At 70.7% G+C, this 24,718-nt stretch carries 17 protein-coding genes; 13 read left to right on the top strand and 4 right to left on the bottom strand.

Going from position 1 to position 24,718, the window contains the following annotated elements:
- Window positions 1–210: 210 nt before the first annotated feature.
- Together ACZOOI_RS06010 and efeU are read left to right on the top strand one after the other, a co-directional pair.
- Entirely contained in the window at window positions 211–1,488 is a 1,278-nt protein-coding gene (locus ACZOOI_RS06010) for an HRDC domain-containing protein (protein ID WP_465279776.1), read from the top strand.
- A gap of 199 nt (window positions 1,489–1,687) precedes the next feature.
- Entirely contained in the window at window positions 1,688–2,536 is an 849-nt protein-coding gene (gene efeU / locus ACZOOI_RS06015) for an iron uptake transporter permease EfeU (protein WP_465279777.1), read from the top strand.
- A 96-nt stretch (window positions 2,537–2,632) separates the two neighbouring features.
- Here the strand turns inward: efeU and efeB are convergent, their stop codons facing one another.
- On the bottom strand, window positions 2,633–3,910 hold the full coding sequence (gene efeB / locus ACZOOI_RS06020; protein ID WP_465279778.1) for an iron uptake transporter deferrochelatase/peroxidase subunit: 1,278 nt from the start codon (window positions 3,908–3,910) through the stop codon (window positions 2,633–2,635).
- A gap of 96 nt (window positions 3,911–4,006) precedes the next feature.
- On the bottom strand, window positions 4,007–5,149 hold the full coding sequence (gene efeO / locus ACZOOI_RS06025; protein WP_465279779.1) for an iron uptake system protein EfeO: 1,143 nt from the start codon (window positions 5,147–5,149) through the stop codon (window positions 4,007–4,009).
- A gap of 738 nt (window positions 5,150–5,887) precedes the next feature.
- Between efeO and ACZOOI_RS06030 the strand changes: the two genes are divergently transcribed.
- The 4 genes from ACZOOI_RS06030 to ACZOOI_RS06045 all read left to right on the top strand — a co-directional run bounded on the left by ACZOOI_RS06030 (window position 5,888) and on the right by ACZOOI_RS06045 (window position 11,255).
- Complete coding sequence (locus ACZOOI_RS06030) at window positions 5,888–7,132, top strand: thiolase family protein (RefSeq protein ID WP_465279780.1); 1,245 nt, start codon at window positions 5,888–5,890, stop codon at window positions 7,130–7,132.
- Window positions 7,129–9,264, top strand: a complete 2,136-nt coding sequence (locus tag ACZOOI_RS06035) for a 3-hydroxyacyl-CoA dehydrogenase NAD-binding domain-containing protein (protein WP_465279781.1) — start codon at window positions 7,129–7,131, stop codon at window positions 9,262–9,264. The genes ACZOOI_RS06030 and ACZOOI_RS06035 overlap by 4 nt, the downstream gene beginning before the upstream one ends.
- Before the next feature lie 354 nt (window positions 9,265–9,618).
- On the top strand, window positions 9,619–10,152 hold the full coding sequence (locus ACZOOI_RS06040) for a GNAT family N-acetyltransferase (protein ID WP_465279782.1): 534 nt from the start codon (window positions 9,619–9,621) through the stop codon (window positions 10,150–10,152).
- Window positions 10,153–10,202: 50 nt separating this feature from the next.
- Window positions 10,203–11,255 carry an LCP family protein gene (locus tag ACZOOI_RS06045; protein WP_465279783.1) on the top strand — a complete coding sequence of 351 codons (1,053 nt, stop codon included), beginning with the start codon at window positions 10,203–10,205 and terminating at the stop codon, window positions 11,253–11,255.
- A gap of 67 nt (window positions 11,256–11,322) precedes the next feature.
- Here the strand turns inward: ACZOOI_RS06045 and ACZOOI_RS06050 are convergent, their stop codons facing one another.
- Entirely contained in the window at window positions 11,323–13,488 is a 2,166-nt protein-coding gene (locus ACZOOI_RS06050; RefSeq protein ID WP_465279784.1) for a GmrSD restriction endonuclease domain-containing protein, read from the bottom strand.
- A 105-nt stretch (window positions 13,489–13,593) separates the two neighbouring features.
- On the opposite strand from ACZOOI_RS06050, the gene ACZOOI_RS06055 reads away from it, so the two are divergent.
- The 4 genes from ACZOOI_RS06055 (at window position 13,594) to ACZOOI_RS06070 (ending at window position 17,523) form a co-directional block, all read left to right on the top strand.
- Window positions 13,594–14,034 carry a hypothetical protein gene (locus tag ACZOOI_RS06055; RefSeq protein ID WP_465279785.1) on the top strand — a complete coding sequence of 147 codons (441 nt, stop codon included), beginning with the start codon at window positions 13,594–13,596 and terminating at the stop codon, window positions 14,032–14,034.
- The gene (locus tag ACZOOI_RS06060; RefSeq protein WP_465279786.1) at window positions 14,031–14,426 is read left to right on the top strand and encodes a sigma factor-like helix-turn-helix DNA-binding protein; all 396 of its coding nucleotides are present in this window, start codon (window positions 14,031–14,033) and stop codon (window positions 14,424–14,426) included. Before ACZOOI_RS06055 ends, ACZOOI_RS06060 begins: the two co-directional genes overlap by 4 nt.
- Entirely contained in the window at window positions 14,380–15,156 is a 777-nt protein-coding gene (locus tag ACZOOI_RS06065) for a hypothetical protein (RefSeq protein ID WP_465279787.1), read from the top strand. The genes ACZOOI_RS06060 and ACZOOI_RS06065 overlap by 47 nt, the downstream gene beginning before the upstream one ends.
- 222 nt (window positions 15,157–15,378) lie before the next feature.
- Window positions 15,379–17,523 carry a UvrD-helicase domain-containing protein gene (locus ACZOOI_RS06070; protein WP_465281124.1) on the top strand — a complete coding sequence of 715 codons (2,145 nt, stop codon included), beginning with the start codon at window positions 15,379–15,381 and terminating at the stop codon, window positions 17,521–17,523.
- A 118-nt stretch (window positions 17,524–17,641) separates the two neighbouring features.
- Here the strand turns inward: ACZOOI_RS06070 and ACZOOI_RS06075 are convergent, their stop codons facing one another.
- Window positions 17,642–20,296 (bottom strand): hypothetical protein, encoded by a 2,655-nt coding sequence (locus ACZOOI_RS06075; protein WP_465279788.1) that lies wholly within the window; start codon window positions 20,294–20,296, stop codon window positions 17,642–17,644.
- Window positions 20,297–21,676: 1,380 nt separating this feature from the next.
- On the opposite strand from ACZOOI_RS06075, the gene ACZOOI_RS06080 reads away from it, so the two are divergent.
- The 3 genes from ACZOOI_RS06080 to ACZOOI_RS06090 all read left to right on the top strand — a co-directional run bounded on the left by ACZOOI_RS06080 (window position 21,677) and on the right by ACZOOI_RS06090 (window position 24,661).
- Window positions 21,677–22,486, top strand: coding sequence for an SDR family NAD(P)-dependent oxidoreductase (locus tag ACZOOI_RS06080; RefSeq protein WP_465279789.1), 810 nt, complete (start codon window positions 21,677–21,679; stop codon window positions 22,484–22,486).
- Between the two features lie 172 nt (window positions 22,487–22,658).
- Complete coding sequence (locus ACZOOI_RS06085) at window positions 22,659–23,777, top strand: LLM class flavin-dependent oxidoreductase (RefSeq protein WP_391581761.1); 1,119 nt, start codon at window positions 22,659–22,661, stop codon at window positions 23,775–23,777.
- An 89-nt stretch (window positions 23,778–23,866) separates the two neighbouring features.
- Window positions 23,867–24,661, top strand: a complete 795-nt coding sequence (locus tag ACZOOI_RS06090) for a hypothetical protein (RefSeq protein ID WP_465279790.1) — start codon at window positions 23,867–23,869, stop codon at window positions 24,659–24,661.
- Window positions 24,662–24,718 lie beyond the last annotated feature (57 nt).

Consider the following 24,718-nt stretch of genomic DNA (forward strand, 5'->3'; position numbering starts at 1 on the left):
GTCCGCCACTCGACATCGGGTCGGCCGTCCCGCACGCTTCGCGCCCCTCGGCGCCCCTCCCCTTCCGGCCGAATCCGGCGCCCCGGCACGTCCCGGATATTTCGCGCCGGCTGATTTTGTACGGTTTCCGACCGCCGTACACCGCCCGTGGCGCGCCCACCTTGGCGGGGACCTGCCCGATCGGGTGGACGGGCGGGTTATTTTGGTGGGGTGACCGACGCCTCCTTCGAAACCTCATCCGAACTTCCGGCGCCGGTCCCCCCGGCGCCGGTCCCTCTCCTGGCACCTCGCGAGGGCGTACCGCCGGTCGTGGCGGATTCGCGAACGCTCGCCGAGACCATCGCCGCCTTCGCCGCCGGAGCGGGACCGGTCGCCGTCGACGCCGAGCGGGCGTCCGGCTATCGCTACGGACAACGCGCCTATCTGATCCAGCTGCGTCGGGCCGGCGCGGGCAGCGCCCTGGTCGACCCCGCGGCGTGTCCGGACCTGTCCGAACTCGGCGCGGCGATCGTCGACGCCGAATGGGTCCTGCACGCCGCCTCCCAGGACCTGCCGTGCCTGGCCGAGGTCGGCATGGTGCCGCGGCGCATCTTCGACACCGAACTGGCCGGCCGGCTCGCCGCCTTCCCCCGGGTGGGGCTGGGTGCGATGGTCGAGACCGTGCTCGGCTTCTCGCTGGAGAAGGGGCACTCGGCGGTGGACTGGTCCACCCGCCCCCTGCCCGAACCGTGGCTGCGCTACGCCGCGCTGGACGTGGAGGTGCTGATCGAGCTGCGCGACGAGCTGGAGGCCATCCTGACCGAGCAGGGCAAGCTCGACTGGGCCCTGCAGGAGTTCGCCGCGATCGCCGCCGCGCCGCCGCCCGCCCCGCGGGTCGACCCGTGGCGACGCACCTCCGGTCTGCACCGGGTGCGGCGCCGTCGGCAGTTGGCGATCGTGCGCTCGTTGTGGCTGGCCCGCGACGCCATCGCGCGCCAGAAGGACGTCTCGCCGGGGCGGGTCATCCCGGACACCGCGATCGTCGAGGCCGCGATCGCCGGGCCCGCGTCGGTGGCCGCCCTGCTCGCGCTGCCCGGCTTCACCGGCCGGGACAGCCGACGCCAGGCCGGCGTGTGGCTGGCCGCGATCGAGCAGGCCCGGGCACTGCCCGAGGTGGAACTGCCGATGTCCACGTTGCCGCACGAGGGCCCGCCGCCGGCGCGCGCGTGGACGGACAAGGACCCGGCCGCCGCGGAGCGCCTGACCGCGGCCAAGACCGCCGTCGCGGCCATCGCGGACGAACACACGCTGCCCACCGAGAACCTGCTCGCGCCGGACTACGTGCGCCGGCTCGCCTGGGCTCCGCCCTCGGTGCCCACCGCCGACGCGGTCGGCGACGTGCTGCGCGCCTTCGGCGCACGTCCGTGGCAGATCGACCTGACCGCGCACGCGCTCTCCGGCGCGTTCCTGCGGCTGGCCGCGCACGCCGCCAACGGCACGAGCGCCTGAACCGCACCGGGCACCGGGCCCCTCCCGCCCGGTGCACCGGGTCCAATCCGCGCTCCGCCGATCCCGGCGCGGCTGCGCCGGCCCGCGGCCTTACCCGAGCTTTGCTTTGTCCACATTGACGCCGGATCCCGCCGGATGGTTTGGTTAGCCTCGCCTAATTCTCATTCTTCAATGTTTGTTCGAGTCGGTGGGGTGGCCTGTGTTCGCCAACTATCTGATTGGCCTGCGCGAGGGCCTGGAAGCGGCTCTGGTGGTCAGCATCCTGATCGCCTACCTCGTCAAGAGCGAGCGCCGGGACGCGTTGCCGGCGGTGTGGGCCGGGGTCGCCGCCGCGGTGGCGCTGAGCGTCGCGCTGGAGGCGACCCTCGAACTGACCTCCGCCGAGATGACCTTCGAACAACAGGAACTGTTCGGCGGCTCGCTGTCCATCGTCGCGGTGCTGCTGGTGACCTGGATGATCTTCTGGATGCGACGCACCTCGCACGCGCTGAAGGCGCAGTTGCAGGGCCGGCTCGACCACGCGTTGGCGATGGGCACCGGCGCGCTGGTGCTGACCGCGTTCCTGTCCGTGGGCCGCGAGGGCCTGGAGACCGCCGTCATCGTCTGGGGCACCGCCCGCTCCACCGGCGAGAACACCGAACCGATGATCGGCGTCGCCCTCGGCCTGGCCACCGCCGTCGTCCTCGGATACCTCTTCTACGCCGGCGCGATCCGGATCGACCTGGCCAAATTCTTCCTGTGGACCGGCGCCGGCCTGGTCGTCGTCGCCGCCGGCGTCCTCGCCTACGGCATCCACGACCTCCAGGAGGCCGACTTCCTCCCCGGCCTGAACAACCGCGCCTTCGACATCACCGACACCATCCCCCCGGACAGCTGGTACGGCACCCTGCTCAAGGGCATCCTCAACTTCCAACCCGACCCCACCGTCCTCCAGACCACCGTCTGGCTGCTCTACCTCCTCCCCGTCATGGCCCTGTTCTTCCTCCTCCCCAAGGGCCGCACCAACACCCCGGCGCCGGCGTCCCGGGAGACCACGGCCGCCGCCTGAGCACCCGGCACGCATGCGCGAAGGGCCCGATCCGTACCTCGGATCGGGCCCTTCGGGTATCCACGTGTGCGGCGCCGGTCGCCACTCGGCGAGCGCTCAGGCGAACAGCGCCTTGCCCCAGTAGTCGTCCGCGCCGCGCACCCCGCCGGGGCAGGCGAACAGCGCCGAACCCACGTGCTGGATGTACTCGTTCATCGCGTCGTTGGCGGCCAGCTGCTGCTGAATCGGGATGAAACCCTTGCGCGGGTCGCGCTGGTAGGCCAGGAAGAACAGGCCCGCCTCCAGTCGGCCGAGCCCGTCCGAGCCGTCCACGAACGAGTAGCCGCGGCGCAGGATGGTCGCACCGTGGTTGGAGTCGGGGTGGGACAACCGCACGTGCGAGTTCTCCGGCAGCGCCTTGAGCGGGACCACGTCGTGCTCGCCGGTGGCGCCGTGCGGCGCGCCGACGCCCTTGGACCGGCCGATCACGTCCTGCTGCTCCTGCAGCGAGGTCCGGTCCCAGGTCTCGATGTGCATCCTGATCCGGCGGGCGACCAGGTACGACCCGCCCGCCATCCACTGCGGGCCCTCACCGGCCGGCACCCACACGTGCTCGCGCAGTCGGTCGGTCTCGGTGCCGGCGATGTTGCGCGTGCCGTCCTTGAACCCGAACAGGTTGCGCGGAGTCATCGCCTCGGGCGTGGTCGAGGAGGTCTTGCCGAAGCCCAGTTGGGACCAGCGCACCGACACCACGCCGAAGCCGATCCTGGCCAGGTTGCGAATCGCGTGCACCGCGACCTGCGGGTCGTCCGAGCAGGCCTGGACCGCGATGTCGCCGCCCGAGCGCTGCGGGTCGAGCTTGTCGCCCGGGAACAGGGGCAGTTCGGCGAGCGCCTCGGGCTTCTTCGCGGCGATCTGGAACCGGTCCCTGCCGTCCTTGGTGAACAGCGAGGGGCCGAACCCGACGGTGAGCGTGAGGTTGTTCGGCGGCAGGCCGACCGCCTCGCCGGTGTCGTCGGGCGGCGATTCCGGAACGCCGCTGTCCGCGCCGGTCCCGATCGCCTTGCCGGCGGTCATCGCGGCCGCCGCGGCGGTCCACTGCTGAAGCATGCGGACCAGCTTGGCGCGGTCGTCGGTGATCACGTCGAAGACGCAGAAGTGCAGCCGGTCCTGCACCGGGGTGGCGATGCCGGCCTGGTTGACGCCGTGGAAGTCGACCGCGCCCGGGACCGGCGCGGACGGCTTGTCGTCGGTCCCGGTGACCGCGGTGGCCACCCCGCCGGCCGCGGCGGCGCCGACCACGAGCGCGCCGCCGGTCCAGCCCAGCAGGGCCCGCCGACTGACACCGTCGCCCGACGGCTCGACCGTTTCGGTGCCGTGTTCGATCTCGGTCATGAGGCCCTCCCTAGGGACGTTCGGTGCGGCCGGCGACGTGCTGCGCCCGGCCCCGGGTGGCGGCCGGTTCGCGGCCCGTAGCGGTGTGCGGCATGCCTAGGCGACGACGCCGGCCAGCTTGGACAGCGGCTCGCCGAGCGCGTTGACCGCGTCCGAGAGTTCCTTGCGCTTGGCGTCGTCGACAGTGTCGTAGGAGACGTAGCCCTCGCCCTGCTTGTACTTGTTCAGCAGGGCCTGGATCTTGGCGAACTCGCCGTCGAGGGTGCCGGCCAGCGCCGCGTCCTTCTCCGCCACGTACGGCTTCAGCAGGTCGAACGCCTTCTTCGCGCCGTCCACGTTGCCCACGAAGTCCCACAGGTCGGTGTGGCTGAACGCCTCTTCCTCACCGGTGACCTTGCCGGTGGCCACCTCGTCGAGGAGTTCCTTGGCGCCGTTGGCGATCGAGGTCGGGGTGATCTCGGCGGTGCCCACCTTCGACTGGAGCGTCTTGAGGTCGGCCAGCAGGCGGTCGGCGTAGCCCTTCTCCGCGTCGGTGATCTGCCCGGTCGTCCACAGCACCTTCTCGATCCGGTGCCAGCCGGACCACTCCTGGCCCGGCTCCAGGTCCGCCTCGCGGGCGTCCATCTGCGGGTCGAGGTCGCCGAAGCTCTCCGCGACCGGCTCGATGGTCTCCCAGCCCAGGCGCGACTTGGGGTAGAGGTCCTTGGCCTTGGCCACGTCGCCGGCCTTGACCGCGTTCACGAAGTCGGTGGCGATCGGCAACATCTGGTCGACCGTCGTGGTGGTGAAGGCGCGGTAGTGCGCGACCGCCTGGGCGAGTCGGGGGTCGACCGGCTTCTCGGCGGGGGTGCCGGCGACGGTGATCGTCTGCCGGATGCCGTCGCCCTTCATGCCGGGCTTGCAGGCGACCTCGTACTTGCCGGCCTTGATCTCGAAGTTCAGCGTCGCCGAGGTGCCGGGGCCGATGTTCTCCCGCTCGGTGACGATCCGGTCGCCCTGGGCGTACACGTACAGCTCGGTGACCTGGTTGCCCTTGTTGGTCACCTTGATGCTGTTCTTGCCCGCCGGCCAGTCCTTCTTGGCGACGTCGCAGGACTTGTCCTTGGCGGTGACCTTGACGGCGTCGCCGGAGGATTCGTCGCTGCTGCTGCACGCGGTGAGTGCCAGCGGCAACGCGAGCAGCAATCCGGTGCCCAGCACGCTCGCGCGGGCGGCAGGACGGCGACGGACAACAGACATGGAACTCTCCCGGGGACGAGAACAAGCGAAGACGGGTCGAGGCCCGGCAGACGAACGACAGGAACCGGCAGGAACCGGCAGGGACACGCAGGGATACAGAAGCGGGACAAAAGGCAATTATTAGGCAAGGCTAACCAAGCCTAGGCTTGGCTTATTTTGTCAGCCGAATGTCCCCATACAGTCAAGCCGAAGTAAAGGCCCGCCCCGCCGCGCGTGGATCGCATCACGTCCGGCTCGGCCCCGCCGGCGCGGCAAAGCATGGCAAGCCCGATAAATGCGTAGGGTCGTGCCAATCAGCGCAATCCGGAGTCGTCGTGATCACCTCGGAGCAGCCGACCGCGGCAACCCGCCCGCGGCTCCGTCGCCGACCCGAGCGATCGTGCGCCCGCCGCGGGCAGTCCGGTGGCGCCGAATCCGGCTTCGCCGCCGAACTCGCCGACCCGCCCGGGCGGTCGGCACGTCCGGACGCGCCCCCGAACCATCCGAACGCACCGCCGGCGCGCCCGGACGCGTGCCGCAGCGCACCCGTTCACGCGCCTCGCCTGCCCTTCGGTCGCGAACCCGACCCACGGCCTTCGGCTCGATCGCCGCGAAAAGCGCCGGTCACGGGGGCGATCCCGACCACCGCCGGCACCGTCCCGGTGGATCGGGGCGGGCGGAGTGGGGCCGAGGGCTAGGACCATTGGTTACTCATGAGTAGCATGGGGCTCGTACCCATCGCAGGAGGAGTGTGCGCTCGTGCCTCGTAACGTCCGGGACGTCGTCTTCGTAGACGGCGTCCGTACCCCCTTCGGCAAGGCCGGCCCCAAGGGCATCTACCACGAGACGCGAGCCGACGACCTCGTCATCGCGTGTATCCGTGAGCTGATGCGCCGCAACCCGTCGCTGCCGCCGGCCCGCGTGGACGAGGTCGCCATCGCGGCCACCACGCAGATCGGCGACCAGGGCCTGACCATCGGCCGCACCGCGGCGCTGCTCGCGGGTCTGCCGCGCGAGGTGCCCGGCTACTCGATCGACCGCATGTGCGCGGGCGCGATGACCGCGGTCACCACGGCCGCCGGCGGCATCGCGTTCGGCGCCTACGACGTCGTGGTCGCCGGCGGTGTCGAGCACATGGGCCGCCACCCCATGGGCGAGGGTGCCGACCCGAACCCGCGGATCATCTCCGAGCAGCTCGTGGACCCGTCCGCACTGGTCATGGGCAACACCGCGGAGAACATCCACGACCGCTTCCCGCAGCTGACCAAGGAGCGCGCCGACCGGTTCGCCGTCGGCAGCCAGGAGAAGGCGGCCAAGGCGTACGCCGACAACCTGATCCAGCCCGACCTGGTGCCGGTCGCGGTTCGCTCGGTCGAGCAGGGCTGGGGCCTGTCCACCGTCGACGAGCCGATGCGCCCGGGCACCACGCTCGAGGGCCTCGGCGCGCTGAAGACCCCCTTCCGTCCGCACGGCCGGGTCACCGCGGGCAACGCGGCCGGCCTCAACGACGGCGCGACCGCGTGTCTGCTCGCCTCCGAGGACGCCGCGCGCGAGCTGGGTCTGCCGATCAAGATGCGGCTCGTGCAGTTCGCCTTCGCGGGCGTGGAGCCCGAGGTGATGGGCATCGGCCCGGTCCCGGCCACCGAGAAGGCCCTGGAGCGCGCCGGCCTCACCATCGAGGACATCGGCCTGTTCGAGCTGAACGAGGCGTTCGCGGTCCAGGTGTTGTCCTTCCTGGACCACTACAAGATCGCCGACGACGACCCGCGCGTGAACAAGTACGGCGGCGCGATCGCCTTCGGTCACCCGCTCGCCTCGTCCGGCGTGCGCCTGATGACGCAGCTCGCGCGGCAGTTCGAGGAGCACCCCGAGGTCCGCTACGGCCTGACCTCGATGTGCATCGGGCTCGGCATGGGCGGGACCGTGATCTGGGAGAACCCGAACTGGACCGCGAACACCGCGAACTCCGCGGACGCCGTGAACTCCGAGGGGAACGACAAGTGAGCGACCTGACCCGACTGGCCGCCGAGGTCTTCCCGGACGAGCTGGTCTCGCACTTCCCCGTACGCGTACTCGATCTCCCGGGCGGCGCGGGCAGGTTCGCGCTGATCACGATCGACAACGGCTTCGACCACACCAAGCCGAACACGTTCGGGCCGGCCGGACTGGGCGAGCTCAACGGCGCCATCGACAAGGTCGAGGCCCTGGCCGCGGCGGGCGACATCGTCGCGGCCGGCGTGACCGGCAAGCCGTTCATCTTCGCGGTCGGCGCCGACCTCAAGGGCGTGGAGAAGGTCGGCCTGCGCGAGCACGCGCACGCCATCGGCAAGGCCGGCCACGACACGTTCAAGCGGCTGACCACGCTGTCCGTGCCCACGTTCGCGTTCTACAACGGCGCGGCGATGGGCGGCGGCGTCGAAATCGGCCTGGCCTGCACGTACCGCACCATCTCCACCGCGGTGCCGGCCTTCTCGCTGCCCGAGTGCTTCCTGGGTCTGGTCCCCGGCTGGGGCGGCTGCGTGCTGCTGCCGAACCTGATCGGCCCGGACAACGCGGTCACCGTGATCATCGAGAACGCGCTGAACCAGAACCGGCAGCTCAACGGTCCCAAGGCGTTCAAGCTCGGGATCGCGGACGCGCTGGTGGAGTCGGCCGACTTCCTGGCCCAGTCGCTGGTGTGGGCGAGCAAGGTCGTCTCCGGCGAGATCGTGGTCGAGCGAGCGGAGATCGACCGCGGCGCCGGCTGGGACGCGGCGATCGAGCGAGGTCGCGCGATCGCCGACTCGAAGGTGCACGGGGCCTCCCCCGCGCCGTACCGCGCGCTGGAGATCATCGACGCGGCACGCTCCGCCCGGTTCGGTGACGTCGCCTCGCTCCAGGCCGGCTTCGACGCCGAGGACGACGCGCTCGCCGATCTGATCATGGGCGACGAACTGCGCGCGGGGCTGTACTCGTTCAACCTGATCCAAAAGCGCGCCAAGCGCCCGGCCGGCGCCCCCGACCGCAAGCTCGCGCGCCCGGTCACCAAGGTCGGCGTGGTCGGCGCCGGGCTGATGGCCTCGCAACTCGCGCTGCTGTTCGCCCGTCGCCTGCGGGTGCCGGTCGTGCTGACCGACATCGACCAGGAGCGGGTGGACAAGGGCGTCGGCTACGTGCACGCCGAGGTCGACAAGCTCCTGCTCAAGAAGCGGATCTCGGCGGACGCCGCGAACCGGCTCAAGGCGCTGGTGACCGGCTCGCTGACCAAGGACGCGTTCGCGGACGCCGACTTCGTCATCGAGGCCGTGTTCGAGGAGATGTCGGTCAAGCAGCAGGTGTTCGCCGAGGTCGAGGCCGTGGTCTCGCCGACGTGCATCCTGGCCACCAACACCTCGTCGTTGTCGATCACCGAGATGGCCTCGAAGCTGGCGCACCCCGAGCGGGTCGTGGGCTTCCACTTCTTCAACCCGGTCGCGGTCCTGCCGCTGTTGGAGATCGTCCGCGCCGAGCAGACCGACGACGGTGCGCTCGCCACCGCCTTCGCCGTCTCCAAGCAGCTCAAGAAGACCTCGGTCCTGGTCAAGGACGCCCCGGCGTTCGTGGTCAACCGCGTCCTCACCCGCTTCCTGGGCGAGGTGCTGGCCGCGGTCGACGAGGGCACCCCGATCGAGATCGCCGACAACGCGCTGGCCCCGCTCGGCCTGCCGATGTCCCCGATGGTCCTGCTCGAACTCGTCGGCCCGGCGATCGCCGCACACGTCGGCGAAACCCTGCACACGGCCTTCCCGGACCGCTTCGGCGTCTCGCCCAACCTGGAGCGGGTGGTCAAGGCCGGGAAGCGCTCCTTCCTGACCTGGGCCTCGGGCGCCCAGGAGGTCGACCCCGAGGTCGCCGCCCTCCTGGAGGTGGGCGACTCCCCCTCCACGGAAGAGCAGGTCCGCGACCGCGCGTTGGCCGCCCTGGCCGACGAGATCAACCGCATGCTCGAAGAGGGCGTCGTCGCCGCCCCGCAGGACATCGACCTGTGCATGATCACCGGCGCCGGCTGGCCCTTCCACCTGGGCGGCATCACCCCGTACCTGGACCGCGCGGGCGTCACCGAGAAAACCCTCGGCAAGCGCTTCCTCCCCCCGGGCACGGCCTCGGTCCCGCAATAGTCGCAACGTACGAAGGGCGGCCCCGCTCCATCGGGCCGCCCTTCGGCATTCGCTTCACCCGGGGATCGGAACGCGACCTCCGAGTCGGCCTTTTGGAAGTACCACAATTCTGGATGCGCCTGAACGGGTAGGTATGGCGGACATGCGCTTGTCCGCCGGCGGCACGACCGAGTGAACGGCCCACGCCTCGAAGGCGGCCTTGGCGTCGGGCGAGTCACGTTGAGCGAGCGTTCGGGCACAGTCAAGCAATCGGTCGGCATCGGACCTCGGCGCGTTCCTCCGATACGGGCGGGACGGTGTACCGCCGCCACATGCCCCGTCCCGCGCTTCCCGGCGGCGGCCACAATGGTGATCATGAGTGATGTGATCCGTGCTGCCTCGGTGCGTGACCTGGAGCGAATGCGGGAGATCGAGGTCGCCGCCGGGATGTGCTTCGTGGATGTGGGCATGCCGGAAATCGCGGCGGACGAGCCGCTTTCCGTCGAGGAGTTGGCCGCGTATCGGGCCGGCGGGCGGTGCCTGGTGGTCGGGGAGCCGGCGGTTGCCTATCTGATCTGGGATCTCGTGGACGGGGCCGCGCACATCGAGCAGGTGTCGGTGCACCCCGACGGGGCGCGGCGCGGGCTCGGGCGGGCGATGATCGATCGGGTGCAGGCGCAGACCGGTCTCGCCTCGACGTTGACCACCTTTCGGGACGTGCCGTGGAACGCTCCGTACTACGCGCGGATCGGTTTCCAAACGCTCGACGCGGCGGAGGTGACGCCTGGGCTCGCGGCGATCCGGGCGCACGAGGCGGCCATCGGACTGGATCGGTGGCCTCGCGTGTGCATGCGGCGGCCGGCCCCGGATCTCGGACAGGCAGCGAAGTCGATCTCGTCTTCGCACTGATTTTCGGCTTCCCCTGCCCCTGCTGACGGTAGGTCAGCTAGCTTCTGCGCATGACGGATGCGCTGGGTGCGACGGACGAGTCGGCCGAGGTCAGCGGGACGGACGAGGACGTCGAACCGACATCGACACCCGAGCGCAAGCCTTGGTCACGGCGCCGCAAGGCGGTCGTGGGACTGGTCGCGCTGCTCACCCTGTCGCTGTGCGTGGTCGGCGGATGCGCGGTCTGGGTCGTGTACTCGCTCAACGCCAACATCAAGCGCATCGACGGGGTCTTCGACCGATCGAGCATCCCCGCCGCGGGACCGCGCCCGCCGACCGACCCCGCCGCCGGCCGGGCGCTGAACATCCTGCTCGTCGGCATGGACGCGGCGGCGGCCGGCGCCGACCCCGAGGCGCTGGAGGGCCGGCGCAGTGACACCATGATGATCCTGCACCTGCCCGCCGGCCGGGCCTCGATCTCGGCGATCTCGTTGCCGCGCGACTCGTGGGTGCCGATCCCGGGACACGGCGAGGCCAAGCTGAACGCGGCCTTCTCGTGGGGCGGACCCGCGCTGCTCGTGGCCACGATCGAAAACCTGACCGGCGTACGGATCGACCACTACGCGGCGGTGGACTTCGGCGGCTTCAAGGGCATGGTCGACGCACTCGGCGGGGTGACGGTGGACGCCGACAAGGGCCGCGCCGAGCTGGACGGCAACGAGGCGCTCAAGTTCGTGCGGCAGCGGTACGGGCTCGACCGGGGCGACCTCGATCGGGTGGCGCACCAGCAACAACTGCTGGGGGCGATCGCGGAGAAGGTCACCGCGGAGGGGGTACTCGGCAGCCCGCTGCGCACCGAGAACCTGTTGCAGTCGCTGACCAAGTCGCTGACCGTCGACGACAACCTCAACTTCAAGGCGCTTTTGGACCTGGCCACCGACCTCAAGGGCATCAGCGAAGCCGACCTGGCGTTTCGCACCGCCCCCGTCGCCGGCTTCGGCGAACGCGGCGGCGGCCAGAGCGTGGTCCTGCTCGACGACAAGCGCTGCAAGGAACTCTTCGCCGCGGTCCGCGCCGACATCCCCTGGCCGGAGCCGGCCCCCGGCGAACTGTGGCGGCCCTGACCGGACTCCCCCGAACCGGGGACTCCGCAAGACTCGGATGGCGTCGAGCCTCGAAGGAGGTCAAGCCTCAGATGACGTCCTTGAGCCACGCGAACACCTGGTACAGCACCGCGCGATCGTGCTCGTCCGCGAGCAGCGTCAACGGGAAGTGCGGGCGGCGGTGCGCGTTGTGCCGCTGGATGTCCAAGCCGGTGATCGCGTTCAGCCGGGTCCGCAGTTCCTCCCGCATCGCTTCCGGCGCGAACCGCGGGTGTCGCGTCAGCTCCTGAAACTGCACCTCGATACCGCTGCCCGCGGCCGAAGGAAACACCAGCATCGGACACACGCTCGTGCCGTCCGCCGCATCCCGCACCAGTCTCGCGGTGGGGGTGCTGCCGTCGCCGAACTCCACGCGCCCTCGGCTGATCTCCCAGAATTCCAGCAGTTCCTCGACGATGGCCACTTCCGCCGGGGTGGAACAGGCCGCCAACTGCCGGCGAAACCGTTCGCTGGTGTCGAGGTCCTCCGGCTCGCCAACCGTCGTCTTCCCCGCCGGAGGGCGGCTTTGCGGCGGGGGTTCGCAGCCGAAGGGTTCCGCGTCCGCCGCAGGCGCGTCGTTCGCCGAGGCGGGGAACACGGCCGGCGCCGCCTCGGCGTCCCGTCCCACGGCCTCCTCGGCGCCCGGCAGGCCCAGCATGGCATTGAGCGTGGCCGCCATCAGCCGTCGCCGCTCGGCGAGAAACTCCGGGAACCGATCCACGGTCCACAACGCCGGATCCATCGGCATCCAGTGCCGAGCGAGGTGTTCCGCTTCGAGCGCGGGCAGGTATTCCGCGGGCGTTCGCGATCCGATGTAGCGCTTCGTCCGAGCCGAGACGAAGGCGTAGTTGGCCAGGCTGTATCGCAGTTCCTTCGGGTGCGCGCCGCCGATCGCCGCGTCGGGGAACACGTGGTGGTACTCGATGCGCGCCGACGAATCCTCGCGCAGGTCGTCGAGTTGCTCGCCGTCGACCCAGTCGCGCGCCTCCCGCCGCAGCGCGGCGATGTACAGGACGTTGAAGAAGGCGTGCAGATGGGATTTGTGCTCCAGGTCCGACGCCTGCACCGGCGCGTCCAGCGGCCGACTGCCGAACGCGCGGTGCATCAACTCGCCGAACCGCACCCGACCTTCGTCGGCGTCCATCCAGCGGACATCGCTTTCCAACGCGGTCTCGGTGGTCCCGGTGTACCGCATGAACGTCAGGATCGTGTAGATCCACCGGCGCAGCCGCACCGTCTCGTCCGGACCGAGCCTGCCGCCCCGGCGATGGAGCAGGATGGAGGGCGCGACCAGGACGGCCTGCGTCTTGAGCACCGCCGAACGCGGCACCGAGCATTCCTCGCGCAGGAATCGGACCGTCATCCGAACCGCCTCGGCCGTCTTGGCCCAGGCCGCCTTCAGGACCGGCTCCGTGACGGCGGCGTCGAGCAGTTTGATGCTGCGCAGGCCCACTCCCGCGAAGTGACCGAGGACGCGCAGCACCGGGTCCCGGTCGAGGGCGAACCCGTCGCGCGCAAGCTCCGCGTGGAAGGCCTCGATCGTGGCGAGCCCGTCCTCCCAGCGGGCCGCGATCGCGCTGTACACCAGATCGCCCTTGGTCAGCTTGCGACCACCCTTGTTGACCCGCGCGAAGACGTCGGCGACCTCCTCGTAGTCGTCCGAGGCGTAGGTGATCACCGCGATCTCGCGCTTGTGGACGTCATGCAACTGCTGAAGCCGCTTGTAGTAGGTCTGGAAGACCGGTGTCGCCGGGTCGACGCCGGCCGTGGTGAGGAGCCGGTAGAAGTCCGGCGTGGTGGCCAGCACCTCGACCACCGGCACCAGGAGCGGATCATTGCGCTGCTGGGTGCCCACCGGGCTGACGAACTGCTCGTTGGCCAGGTCGAAGCGCAGATCGAGCTTCTTCGCGTCGGCGCGGGACTCGGGTCGATACACCCATGCGAGTGAAATAAGCCGCTGCTGGCCGTCGAGGAGATAGACGGGCTGCTGTACGCCCTGCGTCTCCTGGCTGACGGCGGCGGTCCGGAACGGGACCGTGATCCTGGTCTTCCACAGCAGCACGGACCCGATGGGGTATCCCCGGTACAGGGAGTCGAGCAGATCCCGGATGTCGGGGGTCTTCCACACATAGTCCCGCTGGATCGACGGGATGACGATGCGCCCGGCAAGCAGGTCCTCGACCTGCGTGATGATGTTCTCGTTCGCCAATCCCACGCCGGGCTCCCCCTGTTGCGACCCACCCCTTGTGGTGCGCGAGACTACGCGAAACCGCCGACCCGCGGTCAACCGTTCGGTACCGTTCGGTCAGGAAGATGATTCATGACATTGGTCGATCTGTTGTCCGGGCTCTCGACGTTCCCCGAGGAGGAGGTCGGCGCGCGCCTGAACGTGGCCGGCCTGCCCCGGGATTGGTGGCGAACGCTGCCGCCGGCCGACTTCGCGCATGTCGTGGACGAGCCCGGGTTCTGGATCCGGGTGGCCGAACTTGTCGTCGAATACGGTTCCGGGGACACGCTCACTCGGCTCGCTCCGCTTCTGGCGGATGCGAACTCCGTGCGGCACACGGCCCGATGGCCCCGTGCCGCGGTGATCGCCTTACGCCGGGAAAGGCTCGACTGGCGTGGGCTGGTCGCGCTGTCGGCCGGCGAGCTACTCGCTCGGCCTCGGCTGCACCGAACCGACGTCGTCGGGATCATCGCGGGCGCGCTGCGCGAGGTCACGATCGTGCGATGCCGGCGGCGTGGACTGCGGTGCCGGTGAACCACAGCGCTCCGGAAGACGAACCGTCGCCCGAACCGGCCCGGCCTCCCACCCGCGAACCAGCCTTCACCGAAAGCCGGTTCGACGTCGTCGCGTCCGTCACCGCGTTCACCGACACCTGGACGCAGCGCGAAACCCTGGTCGCCGTCGACCGATTGTTCGCCCATCCGCCGGCCACGCTGGAGTCGATCGCGCAGGACGTCGGCATCACCCGAGAGGGGGTCCGGCAGATCCAGAACAAGTGCCGCGCCCGTCTCGAGGACTGGGCCTTCGGCGGCGGCAACCCGCAACTGGCCTCCTACGTGGCGCAGTGTGTGCAACCAACTCCAGGCCGACGAGCGGTTCGTGCGTACCGACCGTCTGCACTACGGTCTGCGTCGCTGGGACCGTGAGGAGTACCTCGGTATTCGCGAGATGATCGAACGGGAGCTCCGCGGACGCGGCGGTGCCGCGCGCATCGACGCAGTCGTCGAATCCCTGACGAGTCGTTTCGACGTCAGTGAGAACTCCGTCCGTACCTACGCGACCGGGCCGTCCTTGGACCGATACCAACCGGGCTGGATACGACTCGCGCGCACGGATGCGTCCACCCCCGCCCCCGTGTACAAACCGCGCCGGGACGTGTCGGCCACCCAGCGCTGTTTCCGCGACCGAAAGCAACGATGGTGGCACCGTATCGACCTCAATGGCGACCACCTGCGCGGATCCGGCTTCCCGGTCCCGACCGGTTTCGCCGCGCACCTCGGTCTCGTCCCCGGTGCCCGCCTCACTCTCACCCACGACGCGGGCGAGGTCACCATCGTGTGGCGCAATCAACCGTGCTTCGGCTCGATGCGCCCGCTGCTGCTCGAACTGAACGCGGCCGAGGGCGAGCATCTGTTCGTCATCCCGAGCGGGGATCGCCTGCTGACCCGGCACATCCGCCCCATCGAGGACGACCTGCCGCCGCTGCAACGGGCGGTACGCCTGGTCGGCTGGACCACGCGGGTGCCGGACGCGCAGGCGCTGCCGATCATCGCAAGCCGCATCGGCCTGCCCGCCACGACGCCACTCGCCGCGGTCCTGGCCCGACTGAGCGAGCGCCGGGACAAGGACCTCATCGACCTGTTGACGCCGGCCTGATCGGCGCTGCGGGAGCGGCCGGGGCCACGAACACGGCCGCGATTTCGTCGGCGGCGGCAGAGGCGTGGCGATGGCGGCGGAGGCGGCGGTGGCGGCGAGCAGTTCGGCGGGTGATCGATCCGGCCCGAGCACATGTCGCTTCCGCTGTGGGCGATGAACCGCACTCCGTTACGGTACGAGATGACACGGACACGAAGCCTGGTGATCGGCTCGGGAGGACATGTGCCGCAACTCGCGCTCGGGAAGGACTTCCTGGCCGAATACGCCCGCCTGGAGAAGAGCGCACAGCGGGGAGTGCGCGAGGCCATCGCCAAGTTCCAGAGCCTGACCCTGGTCGAACTCCTGGCCGACAAGGGGTTGCACCTGGAAAAGCTCGACCGGGCCAGGGACGCGCGGATCCGGACGATTCGGGTCGGCGGATTCCGGCGCGGCGTGGTGCTCGCGCCGGACAGCGGCGAGACGTTCCTGTTGTTGCGGGTGCTGCCGCACGACGACGCGATCGCCTGGGCGGTACAGCAGCAGGCCGGCGTCAACCGGGCGACGCACGCGCTGGAGATCCAGGACGTGGTGGCGCAGCAGCAGGCCACCCCCGCGCTGGAGCACCTCGCGGCGGGATCGGTCGACCGACTCCTGGCCGGTGTCTCGGATGCCGACCTGACCCGGTTGGGGCTGGACGCCAACGTGTTGCGCATCGCGCGACTGCTCACCGAGCGCGGGCAGTTGGAGGCGCTGGAGTCGCTGCTTCCACAGGACCAGTACGAGGTGCTGTTCTATCTCGCCGAGGGGTACTCGCCGGAGGAGGTGTGGCGGGACGTGGTGAGTGCGCGCCGCCCGGCCCCGGCCCCGGCGGACGCGCTGCCCGACCCCGAGGACCTGGTCACGGCGATGGGGCACGCCCAGGGACGGGTGGCTCTCGTGGAGGGCCCCGACGAACTGCTCGACATCCTCTCCCGGCCGTTCGACGCCTGGCGGGTCTTCCTGCATCCGTCCCAGTACCGGACGGCGTATCGCGAGTCGTACGCCGGGCCCGCCCAGGTCAACGGCGGTCCCGGGACGGGCAAGACGGTGGTGGCCCTGCACCGCGTGAAGCACCTCGCCGGGCGCCTGGCGCCCGGCGAGCGCATCCTGCTGACGACGTACACGACGACGCTGGCCCGGAGCCTGCGGGAGAACCTGGCGATGTTGTTGGCGCCCGAACTGCTCGAGCGGGTCGATGTGACCACGGTGGACGCGGCGGCCAATCGACTGCTTCGGCAGGAACTCGGCGGCGCGGCACTGGCGATCGCGCACGACGAGAAGGAACGCTGGGCGACGATCATCGAGGCGCTGCAGCTGCCGTGGACGGTGCCGTTCCTGGTCCAGGAGTACCGGAACGTGATCGTCGCCCACGACATCGGCAGCCTGGAGTCGTACCTCAAGGCGTCACGGACCGGCCGGGGCACCCCGCTGGGGCCCTTGCAGCGGGCCAAGGTGTGGCGTGCGGTCGAGGAGTTCGTGACCGGGCTGCGCGCGGAGGGTCGCCGGACCTGGCTCCAGGTGTGCGACGAGACCGCACTGTTGCTGGCGGAGCGGGCGGAGCGGCCGTATCGTCACGTGGTCGTCGACGAGGCCCAGGATCTGCACCCGGCACAGTGGCGGGCGTTGCGGGCGATGGTCGCGACGGGTCCGGACGACATGTTCATCGCGGGCGATCCGAACCAGCGGATCTACGACAGCAGGGTGTCGCTGGGCAAGCTGGGGATCCGGGTGGTCGGCCGATCGAGCCGGCTGCGCGTGAACTACCGGACGACGGCGGAGATTCTCGGATGGTGCACGTCGATCCTGTCCGGTCGGCCGGTCGAGGGCCTGGACGGGGAGCATGCGGACTCGGTGCAGGATTGCCGCAGTTCACTGCACGGCGCGAAGCCGGATCTGGTGGCGCTCACCGGGACGGAGGCCGAGTTGGCCGCACTCGTCGCGCGGGTCCGGGGCTGGCTGGACGCGGGTGTGCGGCCGGAGGACATCGGGATCGCGGCGCGCTTCGTCGGCTATGGCCGCAAGGCGGCGGAGGCGCTGTCGCGCGAGGGCGTACCGGCCGTGCTGCTCAAGGACCGTCCCGGGGCCGCCGCGGCGGGAGTTCGGATCGGCACGATGCACGCGATGAAGGGACTCGAGTTCCGCTGCATGGCGGTGGCGGACGTGAGTGATTCGACGGTGCCCTATATGGGCCATGTGACCGGGCGCGAGGTGGATCGGCTCCAGCACGAGGCCGACCTTTTGGCGGAGCGGTGTCTGTTGTTCGTGGCCTGCACGCGGGCTCGGGAGGCGCTGCACGTGTCGTGGACGGGTGCACCGAGCGTCTTCTTGAGTCAGGCGGCGGGGGTGTAGGCGGTGCGGGTCGGCATGGGTGATGTGCGGTGTGGCGCGGGCGCGCCCGCGCGGGCGGTGTGCGGTGTACCTCCGGGGCGCGTTGGCACGGGTGATCCGCGGAGCGGCTCGGGGTCCGTCAGCACAGCCGATGTAGGGCCCGGCGGGCGGCGCGGGCCACCTTGGGGTCGGGGTGCGTGGTCTCGGCGAAGCGCAGCACGTCCTCGGCGCAGGGGTGGCCCATCGTCGCGAGTTCGCCGAAGACCACGTCGGCGCCCGGACCCTGACTGCCGGTCACCTCGGTGAGCAGGCCCAGTACGGCCGCCTCGTGCCGGCCGAGCAGCGCCGCGGCGGCGTTGTCGGCGGTGAGCCAGGCCAGCGTGCGCAGGGTCGCGGGGGGCACGTCGTGGTCGTGGGTGAGGCGCCAGTTCCACACGTGCGGGGCAAGGGTGGGGTCGGCGGCGGCCTCGTCGAGGGCGTGTTCGACGGCGGCCTCGGGGAGGCCCGCGTCACCCACGTGGGCGAAGAGCATGAGCCGCTCGGTGGGTCCGGCCGCGCCCGCGACCGCACACAGTTCGGACAGCGCGGCATCGACCGGGCGACAGGCGATCCAGCTCGCGAACGTACGGGTCGCGATCGGTCGCGGCCACGCCCCCATCGCGCCGAGGAGACGGGCGCCCGGCGCCGCGGTGTAGTCGTCGACGGTGGCGACCGGCAGCCCCTGCTCGCGGAACATCCGGTGTACGAGGGTGCCGCCCAGACCGGTCAGCGTGATGCCCTCGGCGGTGCGCCGGACGATGCCGAGGGCCGCCAGCCGATCGGCGAGCAGGACCACCCCGGCGCGTACCCGGGTCAGCGCTTCGGTCGGTGTCTCCGCCGGGAAGGACGGGGAAGACGGCGGGAACGGCAGGCTCGGCGTGGTGGGGTCGCACAGTCGGCCCATTTCCCGAACCAGGTCGGGCGCGTCCAGGATCCGGCCGAGTGCGAACGCCTCGTCCTCGGCCGGCGGCTCGGTGGGCAGCGTGCTCACCACGTGATCGAGGTCGCGGCGCACCGCCAGGCCCACGAACAGCGACACCGGAAGCGGGCCGCCGAGTTGGACCAGGCCGGTGAACAGCGACGCCGCGAGCCCCTCGGGGACGTCCCACCGCTGCTCGTGTGCCTCGCCGAAGGTCGCGTTGTCCTCGGCCACCACGACCATCGCGCGCGCGGCGAGCGCGATCAGCTCGCGGTCACCACCCTCGCGCCACACCCGCAGGCCGTCCGCGACGTGCACCGCGCCGTCGAGCAGGACCAGCAGACCGGTGCCCAGCGCGAGTGTCCAGCGCCGGTGCAGGGCGTGCTCGCCCCGAGCGGTGCGGGGCGGATCGGCGGCGGGGCGGCGGGGCTGCTCGGGGATGCCGAGGTCGACCATGGCCCGGCGCGCGACGTCGTCCGCCAGTACCTCCTCCCGGGTGATTGGCAGCGGCCCGTGCTCCTCCACGTACTCCGCGAGCGCAGCCGCCTGCGCCAGCAGCGGCGACATCCGGGCGGCCAGCGCGCACTCGGAGGTGGGCGGCACGTACAGCGGCGGCAACGCGGGCTCGCTCGGGCCGCCACCCGGGCCAGTGAGCGGAGCGGGAACGCCGAGTTCGAGGAAGCGGGTACGCAGCCCGTACAGCCCCAACGGGGTCAGCCGCACCGCCATGAACGGCGCACCGCCGCCCACCAGTTCACGTATCTCCAGGACGCCGAACGCACGCAGGTCGTCCATCTGGTGGGCCAGGGTCAACCCGGTGAACAACGCCGGATCGGCGACCGAGGGCGACCTCGGCCGGCCGTCGGGCGTGTACGAGAGCAGCTCGAACAGTCCGCCCATCGGCACCCAGCGACCCGCGTGGTCGTACAACTCGCGCAACAGCTCGCGAATCACGTCGCCGCCGCGCAGCACATACCCGGCGCGACGCACCGCCGGGCGTCCGGTAGCCTCGCCGACCGCGACGCCCTCCCACAGACTCGACCACACGCGCAGCACGTCGCACGGTCGGCCGACCGCCAGCGCCCGGGCAAGCGCACCTGCGGTCGCAACGGTGCGGCCGACCTCGACCAGGCCCGCCGCACACGCGATCGACCACACATGGTGCAGCGGCTCGACGTCGCGCGCACTCCGGACGCCCGCGACCGGCGCCTCGATGCCCAGCAACGACGCGGCCTCGGCCGCCGGGGCACGGCGCAGGACACCGGTCGCGGTCACCGGCCGGCCGCGCCCGACCCAGCGGGCGAGGGTGAGCGCAGCGGCGAACGACGGCGCCGCCGACGCAGCCCGAGCCAACTCGCGCTCGTCCGGCAACCGAACCGCCGGCAGCGCCCTGCCCCGCCCGGGGCCGGTCGCATAGCCCGCCACGAACAACTTCTTCGCCGACCCCCAGCAGCTCGAATCCGCCATCCGGGCCGGCAGCTCACCCTCGTGTCGATCCAGCACCGCAAGCAGCGGGTCGAGGCGATCGCTGTCCGGATGCAGGGGCCCACGCTCACGCAGGAACTCCAGGAACAACCGCAGCGCGGGCACCACCAGACCCACCGTGTCCTCACGGGGCAGCGCGACGTGCGCGGGCACCAACGTCTCCAGCAACGAATTCAGATCGCCGGCACGCCAGCGCGTGTGGTCGTCGAGCCGCAGGCAGGCAACACGCAAATCGAGCAACGTGCCCAGGACATCGATCATCCGCTCGGCGTCCGGAGCCGGCCGGCCGGCTCGCGCGAGCCACGTGCCGAAGTCGGCCACGATGCCGCAGGAATCGGGAGATAGCGCCACGTCGCAGAGCGTAGTGAGCACCGCATCCACTGCGCATGGATTTCGGACAATCCATGCGAACCGACAACGAGGCCACTCGGCGCACGGCCGAAAAGCCCCCGGGCACACATCCACCTGTCGCGGCCCACGCGCGCCGGCGCCTCACACCACCGCACACGCCCACAGATGCCTGCGCGTGCGCGGGCGCCTCGCCTGCGACCAAATCCGCCGACATCGACACCTGCGCCCGCAACCACCTCGACCTGCGCCTGTGCCTGTGCCTGTGCCTGTGCCTGTGCCCGCAACCATGAGCACGACCACGAGCAAATTCGCCAACGTCGACACCTGCACCCGCAACCCCCGACGCCCTCGGCACGCACCCGCAGGCGCATCCCCGGCACCCGCGACCATGCTCGGGCTCACGCTCGCCGGCGTCGACGCCCGCACCCTCCAACGACTGCACCCGCACCCGCAGGCAACTCCGCCCGCGGCCCCGCTCCCACCCATCAAAGCCCTACAGCTCCACCACAACCGCCGAACAAGCACATGCGCCCGCAGCCATCGGTGCCTGCGCCCGCACCCGCCGACGACTGCACTCACACCCGCAGGTAACTCCGCCCGCAGCCCTCCTCCCACCCACCAAAGCCCGAGGCCTCCACCACAACCGCCGAACAAGCGCACGCCCTCGCCACCACAGGCACATGCGCCCACACCCGCACCCGCACTCACCTGGGCGACCTACGACTCTCGGCCTCGACACCCACACCCACAAGCGTCGACATCGACGCCCGCACCCACAGCCGCCGGCGCGGCACCCGCCCGCACCCGCGATCACAGGCAACTGCCCGCCATCGGTACCTGCAAGGCCGGCCGGCCACCCCCACACCTGCGGCCTCGCGACGACTACTGCCATCCGCGCCTGCACTCGCAACCGGGATCACACCCGCGGCCGCCTCCACCCGCAAGCGCACCCGCACGCCAGGCGCTCGCCGGCACCCACCATCCCCAGCCGGCACCTGCACCCGCCTCGCGCCCGCACCCGCACTCGCCCCCACCCACGCGCAACCCGTGCACCCCCGCACCCGCGCCCGCAAGAGCCACACGCCGTCTCCCCCACTCACCCTCTCGCCAAGAGAGGCAGCCCCACGCACGCCGCACCATCACCCCCATCGCCGTCAGGCGCGGCCGCACCGAACGGTGATGTCCGCCACTCCTACTGACTGAGCGTCAGTTCACCTGCGGACCTGCGTGAACGCCGGCGCACCGAGTCGGAAAAAGACAGCCGTCTCCCTTCAGGTGACGGGTCGTCAGGTGGCATGGTGACCCCAGCGCAGAGCACGGCCCGCGACGGCGGCCCCGCGCCGAGGCGACAACGTACGCGATCCACAGTGAGGTGCCCCCGTGCTGCTCGACCCTTCCGCCGCCCTGCTCACCGATCGCATCGCCGTGGTCACCGGCGCCGCCCGGGGAATCGGCGCGGCGACGGCCGTCGCACTGGCCCGGTTCGGCGCGGACGTCGCCATCTGCGACCGCGAGCCGATCGGCCTTCAGGAGACCGCAAAGGCGATCGAGGCGACCGGCCGCCGTGCGCTCGCGGTCGAACTCGACGTCCGCGACGGCGACGGCGTCGAGCGTTTCCTCCGCGAGGTACACAGCACGCTCGGCGGACTCGACATCCTCGTCAACAACGCCGGCGGCGGCTTCTGGTCGCCGTTCATGGAGGTCCGCCCCAAGGGCCAGACCGCACTGGTCGACGAGAACTTCACCTCCGTAACACACGTGATCCGACACGGCGCCCCGCTCATGCGCGAGGGCGGCTCGATCGTCAACGTGACCAGCATCGAGGCGTTCCGCGCCGCGCCAGGCTTCGCGGTGTACGCCGCGATGAAGGCCGCGGTCGAACAGCTCACCAAGTCGCTCGCCCTCGAACTCTCGGATCGCCGCATCCGGGTCAACTGCGTGGCCCCCGACGCGATCCCCACCCCCGGCGACGCCGGCCTCGCGGAGACGTTCGAGACCGACGAGGGCGCCTACGACTACGCCGCCAAGGTCCCCCTCGGCCTGGGCACACCGGATGACTGCGCCGCCCCGATCGTCTTCCTCGCCGGCGACCTGGCCCGCTTCGTCACCGGCACCACCCTGCACGTCGACGGCGGCACGATGGCCGCCTCCGGCTGGGTCCGCCGCCCGGACGGCACCTTCACCCCCTGACCCAAAGCGCCGGCGCCCGCACCCGCCGGGGCCCCACCGGCGCCCCGGAAGCTTCCGAACGGGCCACCCGAACGGGCGACCCGAACGCACCCGAACCACCATCCGACCTACTGACCGACCGGCTGACCGACCGACCACCCCGCCCCGACCAGACCGCGGAACTGGGAGTGCAATGGAATTCGGCATCTTTCTTCAGGGCTACAACCCGTCGTTCCGGCGCGAGGGAAACCCCAACGCCGAACACGAAGCCCTGATGAACGACATGGACTTCGCCATCGCCGCCGACCGGGCCGGCTTCAAGTACGTCTGGCTGAGCGAACACCACTTCCTCGACGAGTACTCGCACCTGTCCGCCAACGACGTCATGTGCGGCTACCTCGCCCACGCCACCGAGCGCATCCACATCGGCTCCGGCATCTTCAACCCGCTCCCCCAGGTCAACCACCCGGCCAAGGTCGCCGAACGGGTCGCGATGCTCGACCACCTCACCAAGGGCCGCTTCGAGTTCGGCACCGGCCGGGGCGCCGGCAGCCACGAGATTCTCGGTTTCCTGCCCGGCATCGAGGACATGTCCGAGACGAAGGCGATCTGGGAGGACGTGATCCGCGAGTTCCCGAAGATGTTCCTCCAGGACACCTACGAGGGTTACAACGGCACCTACTGGCAGCTCCCGCCGCGCAAGATCCTGCCCAAGCCGTACGGCAAATCGCACCCCGCCATGTGGTACGCCGCCGGCAGCCCGCCCTCGTACGCGATGGCCGCCCGGATGGGCCTGGGCGTACTCGGCTTCTCCATCGGCGACCCGGCGAGCGCCGAGAAACTGGTGGCCGGATACAAGCGCGAGATCGGCAACGCCGAACCGATCGCCGACTTCGTCAACGACAACGTGCTCGCGGTGAGCACCGGCTTCGTCGCCGAGACCAGGGAACAGGCGGTCGCCAACGCGGTCGCGGCCCGGCCGATGTACCTCACCAGCAACGTCTTCCGCTACCACGACACGTTCCCGCACCCCGAGGGCATCCCGTACTGGCCCGAGCTGATGCCCGACCTGACCCCCGAACTGGTCGAGTTCGCCGCCGACGCCGGCGCCCTGATCTGCGGCGCGCCCGACGGTGTGCTGGACGCGGTCAAGGCCTACGAGGCGGTCGGCGTGGACCAGCTCGTCCTCGGCCTGGGCTGCGACAACCGCGAGAACACGCTCAAGACCATCGAACTGTTCGGCAAGCACATCATCCCCAAGCTCGACACCGAGCCGGAGCACCGCACCACACGATTCCGCCGACAGGCCTGACCGCCCCCACCCGACCACCCCACCCGGCCGGCGTCCCCGGCCGGGTCCGCCCCGCCGACACGTGTCACCGCACGACCCGAAAGGCAGACATGAGCTTCAACGAATACCCGATCCGGGTGGGCAGCATGCTGTTCACCGCCGTGGACCCCGAGCGCGGCCACGAGGTGAGCTACAACCGCTGGTACGAGCGCGACCACTACTACGCCGGCTGCATGATCGGCCCCGGCATGCTCGCGGGCAGCCGCTGGGTGGCCACCGCCGACCTCAAGGCGCTGCGCTTCCCGGCCGACACCGACGTGGTCCCGGACATCGAGGCGGGCTCCTACGTCGCGATCTACTGGATCAACGACGGCCAGTTCGACGAGTGGAACGCGTGGGCGGTCGACCAGGTCAACTGGCTCTACGGCAACGACCGCGGCTTCCAGCACCGGATCCACGCGCACACCGGCATGTACCTGCACGACAGCCGCTGGTACCGCGACGAGGACCCGGTCCCGCTGGAACTCGCCCTCGACCGCAACTACCAGGGCCTGGTCTCGCTCACCGTGCAGCGCGCCGAGGGCACCACGCAGGAGGACCTGGAGGCGTGGTTCTCCGCGCAGTTGCCGGACTTCCTCAAGGGCTCGCCGATCGCGTCGGTGGCCGCGTGGACCGCGGTCCCGCTCAAGGACGACGCTCCCGCGTTCGTCCCGCGCGACCCGAACGCGGCAACCCGCAGCATGCAGCTGTACTTCCTCGAGGGCGACCCGCGCGAGAGCTGGGACGCGTTCAAGGAGTGGGCCGAGCGGATCGACGCCTCCGGCATCGGCCGGGTCAGCTTCTGCGCCCCGTGGATTCCCACCGTGGTCGGCACCGACAAGTACACGGACGAGCTCTGGGGCTGATCCCCGGCCGTCACGCGATACGTGCGCGGGTCCGGGTCGATTCGACCCGGACCCGCG

The sequence above is a fragment of the Embleya sp. L77 genome, from assembly GCF_055557415.1.